We start from the raw sequence: 16,539 nt of genomic DNA, 5'->3' as shown, positions 1-16,539 counted from the left end.
GTTCCCTCCTGCATTTTGTCAGTCCCGCGCCGAAAATGCCGCCGCGATATCCATGGACGGGGCGGCGTTGAGGGAGAGCGCCGCGGGCGGATTTGCAAGGAATTCATAGTAGCCCTGCGCGCCGATCATCGCGGCGTTGTCCCCGCAGAGGGAGAGGGGCGGCACGTAAAGCGTAAAGCCGTTTTTCCGGCACATCTCCCCGAGCGCGGCGCGCAGGCCGCTGTTGGCGGAAACCCCGCCGGCCGCCGCGACGACGCGGTATCCGAGCTCCTTCGCCGCGGCCTCGAGGTGGCTGGTCAGCACCTCGCAGACCGTCCTCTGGAAGCTCGCGGCCAGCGAATCGGCGTCGACCTCCTCCCCCTTCTGCCCGGCGTTGTGCAGCAGGTTGATGACCGCCGTCTTGAGCCCCGAAAAGCTGAAGTCGTAGGGCGCGCCCTCGACGCGGGGCTTGGGGAGCTTATATCTGCCCGGGTCGCCGCGTCCGGCAGCCTCGTCGATGTAGACGCCGCCCGGGTAGGGGAACCCCATCGCGCGGGCGGACTTGTCGAACGCCTCCCCCGCCGCGTCGTCCCGCGTGCGGCCGACGACGCGGAATTCGGTGTAGGAGCGCACCTCGACGATGTGGGTGTGCCCGCCCGACACCACGAGGCAGAGGAAGGGCGGCTCCAGCTCGGGATGGGCCAGGTAGTTGGCGGCGATGTGCCCGCGGATGTGGTGGACGGGCACGAGGGGCTTTCCCGCCGCGAGGGCGAGCCCCTTGGCGTAGTTGACCCCCACGAGCAGCGCGCCGATGAGCCCCGGCGCGGCGGTCACCGCGACGGCGTCGATCCCCTCGAGCGGGACGCCCGCCTCGTCGAGCGCGCCCTGCACCACCGGCACGATGTTCTCGCAGTGGCGGCGGGAGGCGATCTCCGGCACCACGCCGCCGTAGACGCGGTGCTCCGCCACCTGCGAGTTGATGACCGAAGAAAGGACCCTGCGCCCGTCCTCCACCACGGCGGCGGCCGTCTCGTCGCAGGAGCTTTCGATCGCTAAAATCTTCATGTCGCTGTTTCCTCCCGCGCCCCCCGCGTCAAAAACGCCGTCATCAGGATGGCGTCCTCCGCCGGGTTGGCGTAAAAATTGCGGCGGCGGCCCACCGCGCCGAAGCCGAGCTTCTCATAGAAGGCGATGGCCGCGCGGTTCCCCTCCCGCACCTCGAGGGTCAGAAAGCCGAGCTTTTCCCGGCGGGCGTAGAGGAACATCCGCCGCATGAGCGCGGTGGCGATCCCCCGGCGGCGGAATTCCGCCGTGACCGCCACGTTCGCGATGTATCCCTCGTCCAGCACCCGGTGCATCCCGGCGTAGCCGACCACCCGGCTTCCGCTGCGGGCGACGAAGAAGACCGCGCAGGGGTTTTCCAGTTCCCCCGCGAGGGTGCGCCCGCTCCACGGCTGGGAGAAACACTCCGCCTCGATTTCGGCCACCCCCGCCACGTCCGCCCCGGTCATCCGCCCAAAGCGGACGAGGTACTGGGGCGTTCCCGAGAGGCGGGAAATCAGCCGGAGGCGGCGCGGTCTATTTGGCTTCGAGCCAGTTGTCCCCGACGTTGGCGTCGGCCACGAGGGGGACCTTGAGCGTAATGGCATGTTCCATTTCCTCCTTGAGGATCGCGGTCGCGGCCGGGACCTCCTCCGCGGGAGCCTCGACGAGCAGCTCGTCGTGCACCTGCAAAATGAGACGGGCGCGCAGCCCCTCCCGGCGCAGGCGTTCAAACACCCGCACCATGGCGATCTTGATGATGTCGGCGGCCGTCCCCTGGATGGGGGTGTTGCGCGCGACCCGCTCCCCGAATGCCTGCGTCACCTTGTTGGACGCGGCCAGCTCGGGCAGATAGCGGCGGCGGCCGAAGAGAGTTCTCACATAGCCGTTTTCCCGCGCGAATTTGATGGTGTCCTCCATATACTTCCGGACGCCCGCGTAGTGCTCCAGGTAATTCTTGATGTAGCTGTCCGCCTCGGCGATCGAGACGCCGATATCCTGCGAGAGGGAAAACGCCCCGATGCCGTAGACGATCCCGAAGTTGACCGCCTTGGCGCGCGAGCGCATGACCGGCGTGACCATCTCCTCCGGCAGGCCGAACACCTGCGCGGCGGTGGTCGTGTGGATGTCCTCGCCGCTCTGGAAGGCGGCGATCATGTTTTCGTCGTCCGCGAGGTCAGCCAGCACCCGCAGCTCGATCTGCGAATAGTCGGCGTCGACCAGCTTCCAGCCCTCCCGCGCGCGGAAGAACCGGCGCAGCTTGCTGCCCTCCTCGGTGCGCACCGGGATGTTCTGGAGGTTCGGCTCGGTCGAGCTGATCCGGCCGGTGCGCGTCTCGGTCTGCTGAAAGGTGGAGCGCACCCGCCCGTCGGGCCCGACCACCTTGAGGAGCCCGTCCACATAGGTGGACTTGAGCTTGGAGAGCTTGCGGTATTCGAGGATCAGGTTGATGATCGGGTGGTGGGGCCGCAGCGCCTCGAGCACGTCCACGTTGGTGGAATAGCCCGTCTTGGTCTTCTTTTTGGCGGGCAGGCCGAGCTTCACGAAGAGGACGTCCCCCAGCTGCTTGGGCGAATTGAGGTTGAAGTCGTACCCCGCGTACTCCACGATGCCCGCGTGCAGCTCCTCCAGCCGGTCGTCGAGCTCACCGCCGTACTCCCGCAGGGCGTCGGCGTCAAGGGAGAAGCCTTCACACTCCATGCCCGCCAGCACCCGCGCGAGCGGCATCTCGATCTCGAAGAGCAGCTTCTCCTGCCCCTTCTCCGCGATCTCCGCCGCCAGCCGGCCGCACAGCTCGTCCAGCACAGCCGCCTGCCCCGCCAGCGCGGCAAAATCCTCCGGCACCTCGCCCGCCAGCTCGCGCGGCGCGATGCCGTACTGGGCCGCCAGTTGCAGCGGGTCGTAGACGGCGCTCGTCGGACTGAGCAGATAGGCTGCCAGCTCGGCATCGAACTTTACATTCTGTATATACTTGTTTTCTTTATACGCAATTCGGTGGAACGGCTTGCTGCTCCACACCCGCAGCGGCGCGTCCGAACGGAGCAGCTCCGCCGCCGCGTCCTTGCCCGCGAGCAGCAGCGCGTCCGGAAGAACGGCGGCGACGGCGACAATGTCGCCGCTGCCGTCCAGGCCGGCGATCACATCCGCCCCGCCCGCCGCGGCCACGCGCCCGGCAAAGTCCGCAGGGCCCGCCGAGACGGTAAGCGGCCTGGACGGCTCGCGCGCCGCCGCAGGCGGCGCGTCGCCGCCCTCCCCGGCGGCGGCCTGCGGGTCGACGCCCCAGCGTTCCATCATTTTGAACATCTCCAGCCGCGCGAAGAGAGCGGCCGCCTTTTTCTGATCGACCGCCCCCCGGAGGTAATGCCTCGGCTCCGCGTCGATCGGCGCGTCGCAGCAGATCTCCCCCAGCTTGCGGCTGGTGTAGGCCATCTCGCGGCCCTCCGCGAGCTTTTTGCGCACGCCCGGCTTGATGGACGGGTCGTCGAGGTGCTCGTAGACCGCGTCGAGGTCGTGGAACTGGGAGACGAGCGCCAGCGCCGTCTTTTCGCCGATGCCCGCCACGCCCGGGATGTTGTCCGAGGCGTCTCCCATCAGCGCCTTCACGTCGATGAGCTGGGGCGGCTCGACGCCGTATTTCTCCATCACCGCCGCGCGGTCGTAGAGGGTGGAGGCGGGCTGGCCCATCTTGGTCGTCGCCAGCCGCACCGACACATGCCCCCCCACAAGCTGGAGGCTGTCCCGGTCGCCGGTCGCGATGACGCAGTCGTTCCCGCCGTCGGAGCACGCCTTCGCGAGCGTGCCGAGGATATCGTCCGCCTCGTAGCCCTGGCAGGTGACGATCGTGAAGCCGAGCGCGCCCAGCAGCTCCTTGAGCGGCTCCATCTGGGAGGCCAGCTCGTCGGGCATCCCCTTGCGCTGGGCCTTGTAGCCGTCGTACATCTCATGCCGGAAGGTCGGTCCATGCAGATCGAACGCGCACGCCACCGCCTCCGGCTGCACCTCGTCGAGCACCTTGAGCAGGATGCTCAGGAACCCGTAGATGCCGTTGGTGAACTCTCCGTTCTTGGTCGTCAGCGCCTTGATGCCATAGTAGGCGCGGTTTAAAATGCTGTTGCCGTCGATCGCAAGCAGCTTCATAAGCAACAATCCTTTCTCCGGGGGGCTTTTGAAAAAGTCCCCCGGACCCCGAAAACTTTGATCAGGCCGGCCTCGTCCCATCACCGCGGGCGCGAGACGTGAGGCGGGACAGTCTCCCCGCCGCCGGACAGTGCGCCCCGCAAAACAGGGCGGCGGAAAACGACGCGCCGCAGGCGCGTCCGCGCGCGAAGCGCGCGCGGGCGGCTCCGCCGCCCGGTTTTCCGCCCAGCCGCGCTAGAGGTCGAACTGCATAATCCGCCGCGCCTCGGCGAACCCGTTCCTGCGGTAAAAGCGGACGGCGCCCTCGTTCTGGGCCAGCGCGCAGAGCTCGACATACCGGAGCCCGCGGCCGCGCGCCCACGATTTGACGCTCTCCATCAGCAGCGCGCCGACGCCGCCGTTTCGGTGCCGCTCGTCGACGCAGAGGTCCATCAGATAGGCGTAGCGGTAGGGGATGACACAGTCGTAGGGCGGCGTCGCAAGGTCCTGCGCCAGCGCGAACCCGCAGACCTCCCCCGCGTCGTCCGCCACAAAAAGCTCCTGATCCCCGGCTGCGACAACCTCCCGCAAAAACGTCTCGTCCTGCGGGGTATCGCGAAAGCGTTCCGGCTGCATCCGCGCCGAAAGCGCGAAGAGCTGCTTGTAAATCTCCACGATTCGCGGAATATCCGCCTCCACGGCGGTCCGAATCTCCATATGCGTCTCTTCCCTTCCCGCTTACATACTGGATATTATAGCATAAAACATTGCCTGACAGTCAAATTTCTGTTAAGATATCATGTGGAATTTGAAAAAGTTTTGCACGGGGAGGCTCCCATGAAGATCGGGGACATCGAAATCAAACGGACGGCGGCGCTCGCTCCGATGGCGGGCGTGGCGGACAGCGCCTTCCGCCAGGTCTGCAAGGAGTTCGGCGCGGCCTATATGGTCGGCGAGATGGCGAGCGCCAAGGGGATGCACTACTCCGATAAGAAGACCGCCAAGCTGCTCGGCGTACAGGATGCCGAACGGCCGGTCGCGGTGCAGCTCTTCGGGGACGAGCCAGACATCCTGGCGGAGGCGGCAAAAAAGGCGCTCGATTACCGTCCCGACGTGATCGACATCAACATGGGCTGTCCCGCGCCCAAGATCGCGGGCAACGGGGGCGGCAGCGCGCTCATGAAAAATCCCGCCCTCGCGGGCAGGATCGCCGAGGCGGTCGTCAAGGCGGTTCCCCTGCCGGTCACCGTCAAGTTCCGCAAGGGCTGGGACGACGAGCATGTCAACGCGGTGGAATTTGCGCGCATCATGGAGGAGAGCGGCGCGGCCGCGCTCACCGTGCACGGCCGCACCCGCCAGCAGTTCTATTCCCCGCCCGTCGATCTGGACGTCATCGCCGCGGTAAAGGCCGCCGTTTCGATCCCCGTGATCGGAAATGGGGACTGCGTTGATATACAATCCGTATTGCACATGTATGATTATACAAAATGTGACCTTGTCATGATCGGCCGCGGAGCGCTCGGGAGTCCCTGGCTTTTCCGGCAGGTCGACCGCTATTTTGACGACGGCAGCGTTTTGCCCGCGCCGCCGCTCGCGGAGCGCATGGAGGTCATGCTCCGCCATCTGAGGCTCATCTGCGAAAACAAGGGGGAGCGCCAGGGGATGCGCGAGGCGCGCAAGCACGCCGCCTGGTATATGAAGGGGATGCGCGGCGCGGCCGCCTTCCGCAAGCGTTCGGGCGAGCTCTGCACCTACGAGGACGCGGTGCGGCTGGCTTCCGACGTACTCGCCGCCAATCCGGACATCAGGGAGGAAATGCCATGAGACCGAGAAAAAAACCGAATCTCGCCCCCCGGCTCGCGGCCTGCGCGCCGGTCGTCATCCAAAGCCCGGAGGAAAAGAAGGGCCGCATCCGCGAGGAGTTTCCCAACCCCGGCGCGCCGCTGTACCTGGAACTCGGCTGCGGCAAGGGCGCGTTTATCTGCGCGCTTGCCTCCCTGCATCCCGAAATCAACTTCGTCGCGATGGAGAAGGAGGCAAACGTCGCCGTCATCGCCACCGAGCGCGCTATGGAGGCCCGGCTGCCCAACCTGCGCTTCATTCTCGGCGACGCCGACCATTTGCCGGAAATCTTCCTGCCCGGCGAGGTCGGGCGCATCTATATCAACTTCTGTGATCCCTGGCACAAGCACCGGCAGTTTAAGCGCCGCCTCACCTACCGGGGCCGTCTCGCCGTCTACAACGCCCTGCTCGCCGACGGGGGCGAGGTGTGGTTCAAGACGGACAACTATATGCTCTACCACTTTTCCACCTTTGAATTCGACGCCTGCATGGAGCGGTATTTTTCCACCACCGACCTGCACCGCAGTGAATACGCGGAGGGCAACATCATGACCGAATACGAGCGGTATTTTTCCAATCTCGGCCAGCCGATCTATTCCATCCGAGCGCGGAGGAATCCCGATTGTGCTCTGGTTCCGGATCTTTCTTCCGCGGAGCGCAAACCCGCCGATGACGAGTGATCGTTACCGGCGGATTTTCATTTGCCGCTCGGGGAGCGGCGGAGCTTGTCGGTGGTCGGCCGACGGCGGGTTTAGATTATCCGCTCAGTGATCGGCGGAGTTTGTCGGTAGTCGACCGACGGCGGACCTTAGGTTCACCGCTCAGTGAGCGGTATAGTTTGCCGGGTCCCGCCCCGGCGGGCGGCCCCATTTCTTATACGGACAAGAAATGGGGGAAAGAAGCCGCAGGGGGCTTGGGCGGCCTGCCCGGGCTGCGCCCGGAGCGCGCTACGCGCGACGGCCGCTCGCGGGCGCTCCGCCCCGCGCCCCCGGCTTGAGTCCGCTTCGCAGACCCGGCCCTGCGGGCCGGATTCTCTGCAAGGATGGCCTGCGGCCAAATCCCTGCGACCCCAACGCCGCCTCCGGTTGGCCTTCGGCCAAAGTCGGCGGCACCCTGTCACGGATGAGCGGACAGGTGTACAGCATCCCGCCAGCCGCCGCGCCGCAGGCGCAATGCCTCTGCCCGAGAGTCTCCGGTACCGTACCGGAAGTGCGTTCGGGGAGGCACGGCCGCTTTTGCGTGGCGCGCAGCGCCCACGCGGAGGCGGAAAACTGCGCGGCTTCGCCGCGCACGCGCGCGGAGCGCGCGAACGCCCGGAACGGGCGTTGTTTTCCGCTGTGGATTATGGCGAGCTATCCGGCTTCGGTCGTTGGGTGCGCCCGCAACCTGAATTGAGCCTTCAGCTGGTGTACCCGTGGGGAGCGGCGGTAACCTGCAGGTTATGGCAAGGTACTCCAGGGGATACCTAAGGGGGCGGCGGAGCCCCCTTAGGCGGACTTTTCGTTCCTTTTCGTCCGTCCGAAAAGGAACCCGTGCCGCGCGGCGGAACGCGCTCGTATTTCTTGCCGCCCACGGGCGGCAATTCCCGTGATAGCCTCGCCGGGCGGCCGTCGGCGGGACACGCCTCCGGCACTAGGCCTGCGGGCCGTCGCAGCGCGGCAAATCCAAAACCACGCCGGGGCAGGACCCGGCAAGCTCCACCGCTCTCCGAGCGGCAAACCTAAGAAGGCCCCTGCCGGCAGGCAGCCGACAAGCCCCTGAGCGGCAAATCACTTCCGAATGGCGTCGGCGCCCTTCTGAAGGGCGATCATCCCCGTGCGGGCGATCTCGGCGATGCCGTAGGGGGTGAGCATATCGATCAGCAGGTCGACCCGCTCGGGGCGGTCGCACATCTCAACCGTGAGGGTGGCGCGGGAGAGGTCGACGATCTTGGCGTTCATGATCGTGGCGATGTCGATGACTTCCCCGCGGTTCTGCTGGGTGGCGTTCGTCTTGATAAGAATGAGCTCGCGGCGGGTGGCCGCGTCGGTCTCAAGGAGCTTGACCTTGATGACGTCAATCTGTTTATTAAGCTGCTTTTCGACCTGTTCGATGGTGCGCTCGTCCCCCTCGACGACGATCGTCATGCGGGAGACGGTGGGGTCCTCGGTCTCGCCTACCGCGAGGCTTTCGATGTTGAAGCCCCGGCGCGCGAAAAGCCCCGCCGTGCGGGAGAGCACGCCCGCCTTATTTTCCACCAGCACCGACATGATCTGTTTCATACGCTTTTCCTCCTGTCAGCGGGTTTCCTCCCGCGGGTCTACGACACATTCGAGGATATACGAACCGTCCGCCGCAAGGAACCGTTCCACAGCGGCCCCGGCCTCCTCCATGGAATCGATCCGGTCGAAGGGGACGCCGTACGCCCCGGCGATCCCGCCGATCTCCGGACCGCCCGCAAGGGCGACCGCGGTTTCCCGGCCCCGGTATTCCCTCTGCTGGATTTCGCGCACCATGCCGAGCATATCGTTGCGCATCACGACGAGCTTGACCGGCACCCCGTGCTGGTTGGCGGTGGCAAGCTCCATCATGGCCATCTGGAACGCCCCGTCGCCGCAGACGGCGACGACCTGCCGCCCGGGGCAGGCCAGCTTCGCGCCGAGGGCGGCGGGCAGCGCGTAGCCCATCGTGCCCATGCCGCCCGTCGTGAGGAAGAGCCCGTCCCTGACCGCGCAGTTTTTCGCCGACCAGATCTGGTTCTGCCCCACGTCGGAGACATAGATCGCGTCGGGCTCCATTTTGGCGGAGAGCAGACGCACGAACGCCTCCGGATCGACGCAGCCCGCCCTGGGCGGCGCCGCTGCGGGCGCCGCCTCCCGCGCGCGGCGGGCGCGCAGCCATTCGAGCCACTTGCCCCACTCGCCGCACGGGGACTGCTCGAGAAGCTGTTCGAGCACGGCGGCCGCGTCCCCCACGAGGGGGATGGTGGTGCCGAGGTTTTTGCCGATCTCCGCCGCGTCGATGTCGATGTGCACGACGGCGGTCGCCGCCTCGATCTGGTCGGGCTTGGCCATCGCGCGGTTGTCGGCGCGCGCGCCGAGGATGATGAGCAGGTCGCTTTCGGCGACCGCCTCGTTTGCGGCGCAGCCGCCGCTCTGTCCGAGCATCCCGAAATAGAGCGGATGCCCGGCGGGCAGCGCGCCGATGCCCATGAGGGTGCTCACCGCGGGCAGCGAGACCGCCTCGCAGAGGGCGCGCACCTGCTTTTGGGCGCCCGCCGCGATCGCGCCGCCGCCCACGCAGAGCAGCGGGCGCTTGGCGGCGCGGATCGCCTCCGCGACCCGCTTCACCTGCACGGCATGACCCCGGAAGCGGGGCTTATAGCCCCGGATCGAGGCCTCCTGCGGGTAGCGGAAATTGATCAACTGCCGCTGGACGTCGACGGGCATGTCGATCAGCACCGGCCCGCGCCGCCCGGTCGACGCGATGTAAAACGCCTCCTTGAAGACGCGCGGGATGTCGGAAGCGTCCCCCACGAGGTAGCTGTATTTGGTGAACGGCTCCGCCGCGCCCGTGGTGTCGACCTCCTGGAAGACGTCGCGGCCCAGAAGCCCCGTCTCCACCTGCCCGGTGATCGCGACGAGCGGGATGCTGTCGGCATAGGCCGTGGCGATCGCGGTGAAGAGGTTGGTCGCGCCGGGGCCGGAGGTGGCGACGCAGACGGCGGGCTTCCCGGTGACGCGGGCGTAGCCGCTCGCGGCGTGGCCGGCGTTCTGTTCATTGCGGGTGAGGATGTGCCGGATGGACGACTGCCCGAGGCAGTCGTAAAACGGGCAGATCGCCGCGCCGGGATACCCGAATACCACGGAAATCCCCTCCGCCTCAAGACATTTCACCATCGCCTGCGCGCCGCTGATCATCTGCATCCACCCTTCCTGTCGGAGTTGTCCCTTTTGGCTATTATACGCGCTCGCGCCCTCCTCCGTCAATGCGTGGGGACGGATTTGCGGGTTTTCAAAATTGGGGCTTGTAGTATCAAGGCTTGCTGTTATACTGGTAGCAACGGTACCGTAAAAAATCAAACAGGAGGTTTTTTATGGACATCAGCTACTCAGTAAAACCAATTGGCCGCATCCGTTCGGACGGCGGCGGCTTCCGCCTGGAGCTCGACCCGGCCTACCGCCCGGCGATGGCCGGGCTGGAGGGCTTCGGCTATCTCAATATCCTCTGGTGGTTTTCCGGCTGCGACGACGCCCGCTCCCGCGAAAACCTGGTCGAACGGTCCCCCTATGTCAAAGGGCCGGAGCGCCTGGGGGTCTTTGCCACCCGCTCGCCCATGCGCCCCAACCCCCTCGCCCTCTCCTGCGCGGCCGTGACCCGTCTCGACCCCAAGGCGGGCGTGATCGGACTAAGCTACATCGACGCGGAGGACGGCAGCCCCCTCCTCGACCTCAAGCCCTACACCCCCAGCCTCGACCGGGTGGAGGACCCGCCGCTGCCGGCGTGGTGCGCCCACTGGCCGGGGGATGTGGAATCCGGCGGCGATTTCCCCTGGGAGGACGAGTTCAACTTCTGACACGGCCGCCCGCAAAGAAAAACGGGACCGGGGCTCCGCCCCGGTCCCGTTTTTCACTCTATCCGACCTGCGTCATATCGCTGATGTCGAGCATCCCGTCATCCCCGCCGCTCTCCTCCCCCGAGGAGGATTCCGCCGCCGGTTCCTCCTCGGGCGGCGCGTCAAGCAGGGAGGCCAGCTCGGGGTACGCCTCGGCGAACATTTTTTCCAGCTCGGCAAACATCCTGCCGCTCTGCCGCTCGAGGGCCGTGCCGTTCACCGGGTAGATGCGCCCCTGCTTATAGGCGTCGGTCGTGTTGTAGACCTGGGTGCCCTTAAAGTATTCGGGATCGATCCCCTCGTCGTAGAAGATGATATCGGGATAGAGGTTGACCGCCTGGTCGGCGGGGTATTCCCAGCCGGTGAATTCCGCCGCGTCGTTCTCGACGCCGATCGCGGCGAGCAGCTCCCCCTCGAAGGCGTCCCCTGTCGCCATCATGAGCGGCGCTGCGCGCAGGTAGACGCCGCCCAGCCGTTCGGTCACCCGTGAGGCGGCGGCGGTCAGCGCGTCCCAACGGTTTTCAAGCGCCCGGAAGGTGTCGTAGCCGTTCTGGTCGCCGTCCTCCAGCCCGCCCAGCACGATCGCCGTATTCAGGTAGATCGCGCGCAGCTCGTCCATCGAATGCGCGCGGGGCAGCACGACCACCTCGGCGCCCATCTGCTGGAGCTTCACCGTGTCCGCCTCGGAGAGGGCGGCGGAGGAAAAGACCACGTCGGGCCGGATGTCCGAAAGCGCCTCGAAATCGGGCAGCGCGGCGGTGCCGCAGCGGGGCAGCCCGTCCGCGCCGGCGGGGTAGTCGCAAAAGTCGCTGACCCCGGCGAGCTGGTTTTCCGCGCCGAGCTCGAAGATCACCTCGGTCAGCGCGGGCGAGAGGGAGACGGCCGCGCGCGGCTTTTCGGGGATGCGGATGTCGCCGATCGCGACCGGCCAGTTGGGATCGGGCTCCTTCTCGGGCGCGGGGGAGGAGCTTTCCCCGCCCCGCTCCTTCTGCCCGCAGGCGGCGAGGGAGGCTGTCAGCATGATCGCCAGCAGAAGTGCCAGCAGCTTTTTCACGTTCATCGGTCCGTCCTTTCGGCGTTGCCGCCCGGGTTTGTGTCTATTTTAGCCCATCGTGGAAGCAGTGTCAATCACGCGCCCGTTTGCTGCGCGCTCCAAAAAAACAGGAGGCCCCTCATGGGGCCTCCTGTTTTTTCATCCTATTTGCCCGCCATCAGCTTGACCATGACGGCCTTCTGGGCGTGCAGGCGGTTTTCCGCCTCGTCGAAAATTTCGTTGGCGTGCTTTTCAAACGTCTCGTCGGTGATCTCCTCGCCGCGGTGGGCGGGCAGGCAGTGCTGTACCATCGCGTCGGGCGCGCAGAGCCCGAGAAGCTCCTCGTTCACCTGGTAGCCCTTGAAGGCGGCGCGGCGCTTCTCTGCCTCCTCCTCCATGCCCATCGACGCCCACACGTCGGTAAAGACGACGTCGGCCTTTTCGGCGGCGGCGCGGATGTCGGAGGTGAGCAGGAATTTGTCCCCGTAGGGCTTGGCGAAGTCGAGCACCGCCGGGTCGGGCCGGTAGTCGGCGGGGGTCGCGGCCGCGACGGACATCCCCGTCTTGAGGCCGCCGACGATGAGGGAGTTGGCCATGTTGTTGCCGTCGCCGATGTAGCACATTTTGAGCCCCTCAAGCCCGCCCTTGTATTCGCGGATGGTCATGAGGTCGGCAAGCACCTGGCAGGGGTGGCAGAAGTCGGTCAGGCCGTTGATGATGGGGATCGAGCCGTATTTGGCGAGGTCCTCGACCTCCTGCTGGGCGAAGGTGCGGATCATGATGCCGTCGAGGTACCGCGAGAGCACCCGGGCGGTGTCCTGCACCGGCTCGCCGCGGCCGATCTGCAAATCGCGCGCCGACAGGAAGAGCGCCGAACCGCCGAGCTGCGCCATGCCGACTTCAAAGGAGACGCGGGTCCGGGTGGAGGATTTCTGGAAGATCATCCCCATCGTTTTCCCCTTCAGGTGCTGGTGGCGGATGCCGTGTTTGAGCTCGTATTTGAGCTGGTCGCCGAGGTTCAGCAGTTCGATGATCTCCTCGTTGGAAAGGTCAAGCAGTTTCAGCAGATGATTCATGTTCGAGCACCTCTTTCAGTCTTTTTAAGCCTTCATCGATTTCCGGATAGGTGACGGTGAGCGGCGGAAGCATCCGCAGCTTCGCCTTGGCGGTCAGGATGATGAGCCCGTTTTCGAGGCAGGCGGCCGCCGCCTCGCGGCTGTTGACCCCCTCGAGCGTCACGCCGAGCATGAGCCCCTTTCCCTCGACGCTCACGACGTGCGGCATCCCTTCGACCGCCCTTGTGATGTACGCGCCCTTTTCCGCGACCTCCGCGAGAAGTTTTTCGTCAATGCGTCCGAGCACCTCCAAAGCGCCCGCGCAGGCCACCGGGTTGCCGCCGAAGGTGGTGGCGTGGTCGCCCGGGCCGAGCGTGTGGGCGCATTTTTCGCCGAAGAGCACCGCGCCGAGCGGCAGTCCGCCGCCGAGCCCCTTGGCGAGCGAGACGAGGTCGGGCGTGATCCCGTAGTGCTCGCAGCAGAGCAGCTTTCCGGTGCGGCCGATTCCCGTCTGCACCTCGTCGGCCATCAGCAGGATGTCGCGCTCCTTACAGATGCGCGCCGCCGCGTCGACGAATTCCCGGTCGAGCGGCACCACGCCGCCCTCCCCCTGGATGAGCTCGAGCAGGATGCCGCAGGTTTCCCCGTCGGCGGCGCGCTCGAGCGCGGCGATATCCCCCGCCCTCACAAACGAAAAGCCGTCGGTGAACGGGTCGAAATACCGGTGGAAGACCTCCTGCCCCGTGGCGGAGAGGGTCGTCACCGTACGCCCGTGGAAGGAATTTTCGAGCGCCACGATTTTGTGGCGGCCCCTGCCGTATTTATCGAAGCTGTATTTTCGGGCGGTCTTGATCATGCCCTCGTTGGCCTCCGCGCCCGAATTGCAGAAAAACACCTTGTCGGCAAACGTCCGCTCGCAGAGGGTTTTGGCCACCTTTACCATCGGCGCGGTATAGTAGAGATTGGAGATGTGCTGGAGGGTGGCCGCCTGCTTCGCGACCGCCGCGGCCCACCCCTCGTCGCAGAAGCCGAGGGAGTTCACCCCGATGCCGCTGGAAAAGTCGATGTATGTTTTTCCGTCCCCGCCCATGCAGGTCGCGTTTTTGCCGCTGGCCGCTTCGAACGGGAACCGCCCGTAGGTGTTCGCGATATACTGTTTATCTTCCTCCATGAGGGTCATGCCGATCACCCTTTCCGTTCGTGGGGAAACCTTTTGTCTTGTAAAAGGTTTCCCCACACCCTTTTCCAAAATGCGCCTGAAGGACAAGGCGTCTTGCGGCGTGCGCGCCGCGCGTCAGGGCTCCGCCCTGACAACCCGCCGCCTTTTATAAAAGGCGGGCGAAAATTTTAGTCTCACGGGCTGTGTGTGAAAAAGCGGGCGAAAACTTTATCCTCACGGGACGCGCGCGCGGCGTCGCGGCGCGTCCCGCCTGAACCAAAAGTTTCGGGGTCCAGGGGGACTTTTCAAAGTCCCCCTGGTTCCCCCAGCCGCTATCCTAAGAACATCGTGCCGATGCCTTCGTTGGTCATGAGCTCGATGAGGATCGAGTGGGGGATGCGCCCGTCGATAATGAAGGCGCGCTTGACGCCGCGGCGCACCGCCTCGACGCAGCACTCCACCTTGGGGATCATGCCGCCCGCGATGACCCCCTGCCGCACGAGCAGGGGCACCTCGCTGACCTTGACCTCGGGGATCAGCGTGTTTTCGTCGTCCCTGTTGCGGAGCAGTCCGCGCACGTCGGTCATGGAGATGAGGTTTTCGGCGTGCAGCTCGGCCGCGATGCGGCAGGCCGCCGAATCGGCGTTGATGTTGTAGACGGTGCCGTCCTCCCCGCAGCCGAGGGTGGCGATCACGGGGATGTAGCCCCGGTCGAGCGCGTCGCGCAGCACGGTCGCGTCGACGCCCGTGACCTCCCCGACATAGCCGAGGTCGGCCTCCCCCTCGATCTTTTTGGCCGAGATCATCCGGCCGTCGATGCCGCAGAGACCGATCGCCCGGCCCCCCTGCTGCTCGAGCAGGTTGACGAGGTCCTTGTTGGTCTTGCCCGCGAGCACCATCTGCGCCACCTTGAGGGTCTCCTCGTCGGTGTAGCGCAGGCCGCCGATGAACCGGCTCTCCTTGCCGATGGCCTTGAGCGTTTCGGTGATCTCGGGCCCGCCGCCGTGCACCAATACGATCTTGATGCCGACGAGCGAGAGCAGCACGATGTCGCTCATGACGGCGGCCTTGAGCGCGCCGTCTACCATCGCGTTGCCGCCGTACTTGACGACGACCACCTTGCCCGCGTAGTCCTGGATATAGGGCAGCGCCTCCGCGAGCACCTGCGCCTTATCGGAATTCGTAATCTGCATGCTATCCCTCTCCTCCCAATTGGTTGCCGTGCCGAAGGATCTCCCGCCGCGCCGCCTGACCGCGGAAAACGGATGTGGGGCAAGGCGGCAAGGAAGCGCGCGAGGGCCGCGTACGTGTGTACGCAACCGAAGCGCGCGGCCGAAGGGGCACCGCCCCGCGCCGAAGAATCCCCCACCGCGCCGCCTGACCGCGGCAAACGGATGCGGGGCAAGGCGGCAAGGAAGCGCGCGAGGGCCGCGTACATGTGTACGCAACCGAAGCGCGCGGCCGAAGGGGCACCGCCCCGCGCCGTTAGCCGCCGGTCAGGTGCGGTAATCGCCGTTGATCTTCACATAGTCATAGGTCAAATCGCAGCCCCATGCGGTGGCGGATTCCCCGCCCTGCCCCATGTCGACCTCGATGCGGATCTCCTTTTCTCCGAGGACCTTCTTGGCTTCCTCCTCGCTGAAGGGAACGCCCGCGCCGTTTTCGCAGACGTGGATGCTCCCCGCGTCGGAGGCGAGCGTCACCGCCACCCGGTCGATCTCGAACTCCGCGTCGGTGTAACCGATCGCGCAGAGGATACGGCCCCAGTTGGCGTCCTCGCCGAACATCGCGGCCTTGAAGAGGCTCGAGCAGACGACCGATTTGGCGACCTTTTTGGCGGTCTCCTTGTCGGGCGCTCCGGTGACGGTGCACTCGAGCAGCTTGGACGCGCCCTCGCCGTCGGCGGCCAGCTCCTTTGCAATCTGGCGGCAGACCATCATGAGCCCCTGCGCGAAGTGGTAATAGTCGGCGTCCATCGAGACGATCTCCGCGTTGCCCGCCTCGCCGTTTGCGAGGATGGAGAGCATGTCGTTGGTGGAGGTGTCCCCGTCAACCGAAACCATGTTGAAGGTCTCGTCGGCGACGCATTTGAGCGCCTTTTGGAGCAGGGCCGGGGCGATGGCCGCGTCGGTCGTGACAAAGCAGAGCATGGTGGCCATATTGGGATGGATCATCCCCGAGCCCTTGGCGATGCCGCCGATCGTGCAGGTTTTGCCGCCGAGCGGGAACCGCACCGCGACCTCCTTGCGCCTGGTGTCGGTGGTCATGATCGCCTCGGCGGCGTCCGCGCTCCCCGTCTCCGAAAGGGAAGCGGCCAGCGCGGGCATGGCGGCGGTGATCGGGGAAAGCGGCAGCGGCTGGCCGATGACCCCGGTCGACGCGACGATCACGTCGGCGGGGGAGATTTTCAGTGCGGCGGCCGCGCTGCCGCACATGGCGTTCGCGATGTCGACGCCGTCGGCGTTGCAGGTGTTGGCGTTGCCGGAGTTGCAGAGAAACGCCCTCGCGCGGCCGTCCTTCAAATGCGCCTGCGTCACGAGGATGGGCGCGCCCTTGACCTTATTCTGCGTATAGATTGCGGCGGCGGCGCAGGATTTCTTGCTCACGATGAGCGCGAGGTCGTTTTTGGTGCGGTTTTTGCGGATGCCGGCGTGGACGGCGCCCGCCGAAAAGCCTTTGGCGGCGCAGACGCCGCCCTCGACGAATGTATAGGACATGC

14 protein-coding genes are annotated in these 16,539 nt (G+C 65.9%); 3 read left to right on the top strand and 11 right to left on the bottom strand.

Annotation, left to right across the window (positions count from 1 at the left end; genetic code table 11):
- Positions 1 to 18: 18 nt before the first annotated feature.
- The 4 genes from tsaD to ACZO3G_RS04130 form a co-directional block, all read right to left on the bottom strand.
- The gene (gene tsaD / locus ACZO3G_RS04145) at positions 19 to 1,044 is read right to left on the bottom strand and encodes a tRNA (adenosine(37)-N6)-threonylcarbamoyltransferase complex transferase subunit TsaD (RefSeq protein WP_276872807.1); all 1,026 of its coding nucleotides are present in this window, start codon (positions 1,042 to 1,044) and stop codon (positions 19 to 21) included.
- The gene (gene rimI, locus ACZO3G_RS04140) at positions 1,041 to 1,490 is read right to left on the bottom strand and encodes a ribosomal protein S18-alanine N-acetyltransferase (protein ID WP_101548231.1); all 450 of its coding nucleotides are present in this window, start codon (positions 1,488 to 1,490) and stop codon (positions 1,041 to 1,043) included. The genes tsaD and rimI overlap by 4 nt, the downstream gene beginning before the upstream one ends.
- Before the next feature lie 67 nt (positions 1,491 to 1,557).
- Positions 1,558 to 4,158 (bottom strand): DNA polymerase I, encoded by a 2,601-nt coding sequence (gene polA / locus ACZO3G_RS04135; RefSeq protein ID WP_276872805.1) that lies wholly within the window; start codon positions 4,156 to 4,158, stop codon positions 1,558 to 1,560.
- A gap of 234 nt (positions 4,159 to 4,392) precedes the next feature.
- Positions 4,393 to 4,854, bottom strand: coding sequence for a GNAT family N-acetyltransferase (locus ACZO3G_RS04130; RefSeq protein WP_101548224.1), 462 nt, complete (start codon positions 4,852 to 4,854; stop codon positions 4,393 to 4,395).
- 120 nt (positions 4,855 to 4,974) lie between these two features.
- Here ACZO3G_RS04130 and dusB point away from each other — a divergent pair, with 120 nt between their 5' ends.
- Together dusB and trmB are read left to right on the top strand one after the other, a co-directional pair.
- Entirely contained in the window at positions 4,975 to 5,961 is a 987-nt protein-coding gene (gene dusB / locus ACZO3G_RS04125) for a tRNA dihydrouridine synthase DusB (RefSeq protein WP_276872804.1), read from the top strand.
- Complete coding sequence (gene trmB / locus ACZO3G_RS04120) at positions 5,958 to 6,659, top strand: tRNA (guanosine(46)-N7)-methyltransferase TrmB (RefSeq protein ID WP_101548219.1); 702 nt, start codon at positions 5,958 to 5,960, stop codon at positions 6,657 to 6,659. Before dusB ends, trmB begins: the two co-directional genes overlap by 4 nt.
- Positions 6,660 to 7,748: 1,089 nt before the next feature.
- Here trmB and ilvN read toward each other — a convergent pair.
- On the bottom strand, positions 7,749 to 8,240 hold the full coding sequence (gene ilvN, locus ACZO3G_RS04115) for an acetolactate synthase small subunit (protein WP_101548215.1): 492 nt from the start codon (positions 8,238 to 8,240) through the stop codon (positions 7,749 to 7,751).
- A 15-nt stretch (positions 8,241 to 8,255) separates the two neighbouring features.
- Positions 8,256 to 9,878 carry a biosynthetic-type acetolactate synthase large subunit gene (gene ilvB, locus ACZO3G_RS04110; RefSeq protein ID WP_276872945.1) on the bottom strand — a complete coding sequence of 541 codons (1,623 nt, stop codon included), beginning with the start codon at positions 9,876 to 9,878 and terminating at the stop codon, positions 8,256 to 8,258.
- A gap of 176 nt (positions 9,879 to 10,054) precedes the next feature.
- Here ilvB and ACZO3G_RS04105 point away from each other — a divergent pair, with 176 nt between their 5' ends.
- Positions 10,055 to 10,534: an SAM-dependent methyltransferase gene (locus tag ACZO3G_RS04105; protein ID WP_276872943.1), complete on the top strand. Its 480-nt coding sequence runs from the start codon at positions 10,055 to 10,057 to the stop codon at positions 10,532 to 10,534.
- 58 nt (positions 10,535 to 10,592) lie between these two features.
- Here the strand turns inward: ACZO3G_RS04105 and ACZO3G_RS04100 are convergent, their stop codons facing one another.
- The 5 genes from ACZO3G_RS04100 to argJ all read right to left on the bottom strand — a co-directional run bounded on the left by ACZO3G_RS04100 (position 10,593) and on the right by argJ (position 16,537).
- Positions 10,593 to 11,633 carry an ABC transporter substrate-binding protein gene (locus tag ACZO3G_RS04100; RefSeq protein ID WP_276872942.1) on the bottom strand — a complete coding sequence of 347 codons (1,041 nt, stop codon included), beginning with the start codon at positions 11,631 to 11,633 and terminating at the stop codon, positions 10,593 to 10,595.
- 137 nt (positions 11,634 to 11,770) lie between these two features.
- Positions 11,771 to 12,682 carry an ornithine carbamoyltransferase gene (gene argF, locus ACZO3G_RS04095; RefSeq protein WP_276872941.1) on the bottom strand — a complete coding sequence of 304 codons (912 nt, stop codon included), beginning with the start codon at positions 12,680 to 12,682 and terminating at the stop codon, positions 11,771 to 11,773.
- Entirely contained in the window at positions 12,657 to 13,841 is a 1,185-nt protein-coding gene (locus tag ACZO3G_RS04090) for an acetylornithine/succinylornithine family transaminase (RefSeq protein WP_276872939.1), read from the bottom strand. The genes argF and ACZO3G_RS04090 overlap by 26 nt, the downstream gene beginning before the upstream one ends.
- A 311-nt stretch (positions 13,842 to 14,152) precedes the next feature.
- A complete protein-coding gene (gene argB, locus ACZO3G_RS04085) occupies positions 14,153 to 15,013 on the bottom strand; it encodes an acetylglutamate kinase (protein ID WP_101548206.1) in 861 nt (286 codons plus the stop codon).
- A gap of 303 nt (positions 15,014 to 15,316) precedes the next feature.
- Positions 15,317 to 16,537: a bifunctional glutamate N-acetyltransferase/amino-acid acetyltransferase ArgJ gene (gene argJ, locus ACZO3G_RS04080; RefSeq protein WP_276872936.1), complete on the bottom strand. Its 1,221-nt coding sequence runs from the start codon at positions 16,535 to 16,537 to the stop codon at positions 15,317 to 15,319.
- Positions 16,538 to 16,539: the final 2 nt, after the last annotated feature.

Source organism: Anaerotruncus sp., assembly GCF_057433415.1.
This window is presented reverse-complemented; position numbering and strand designations above follow the sequence as displayed.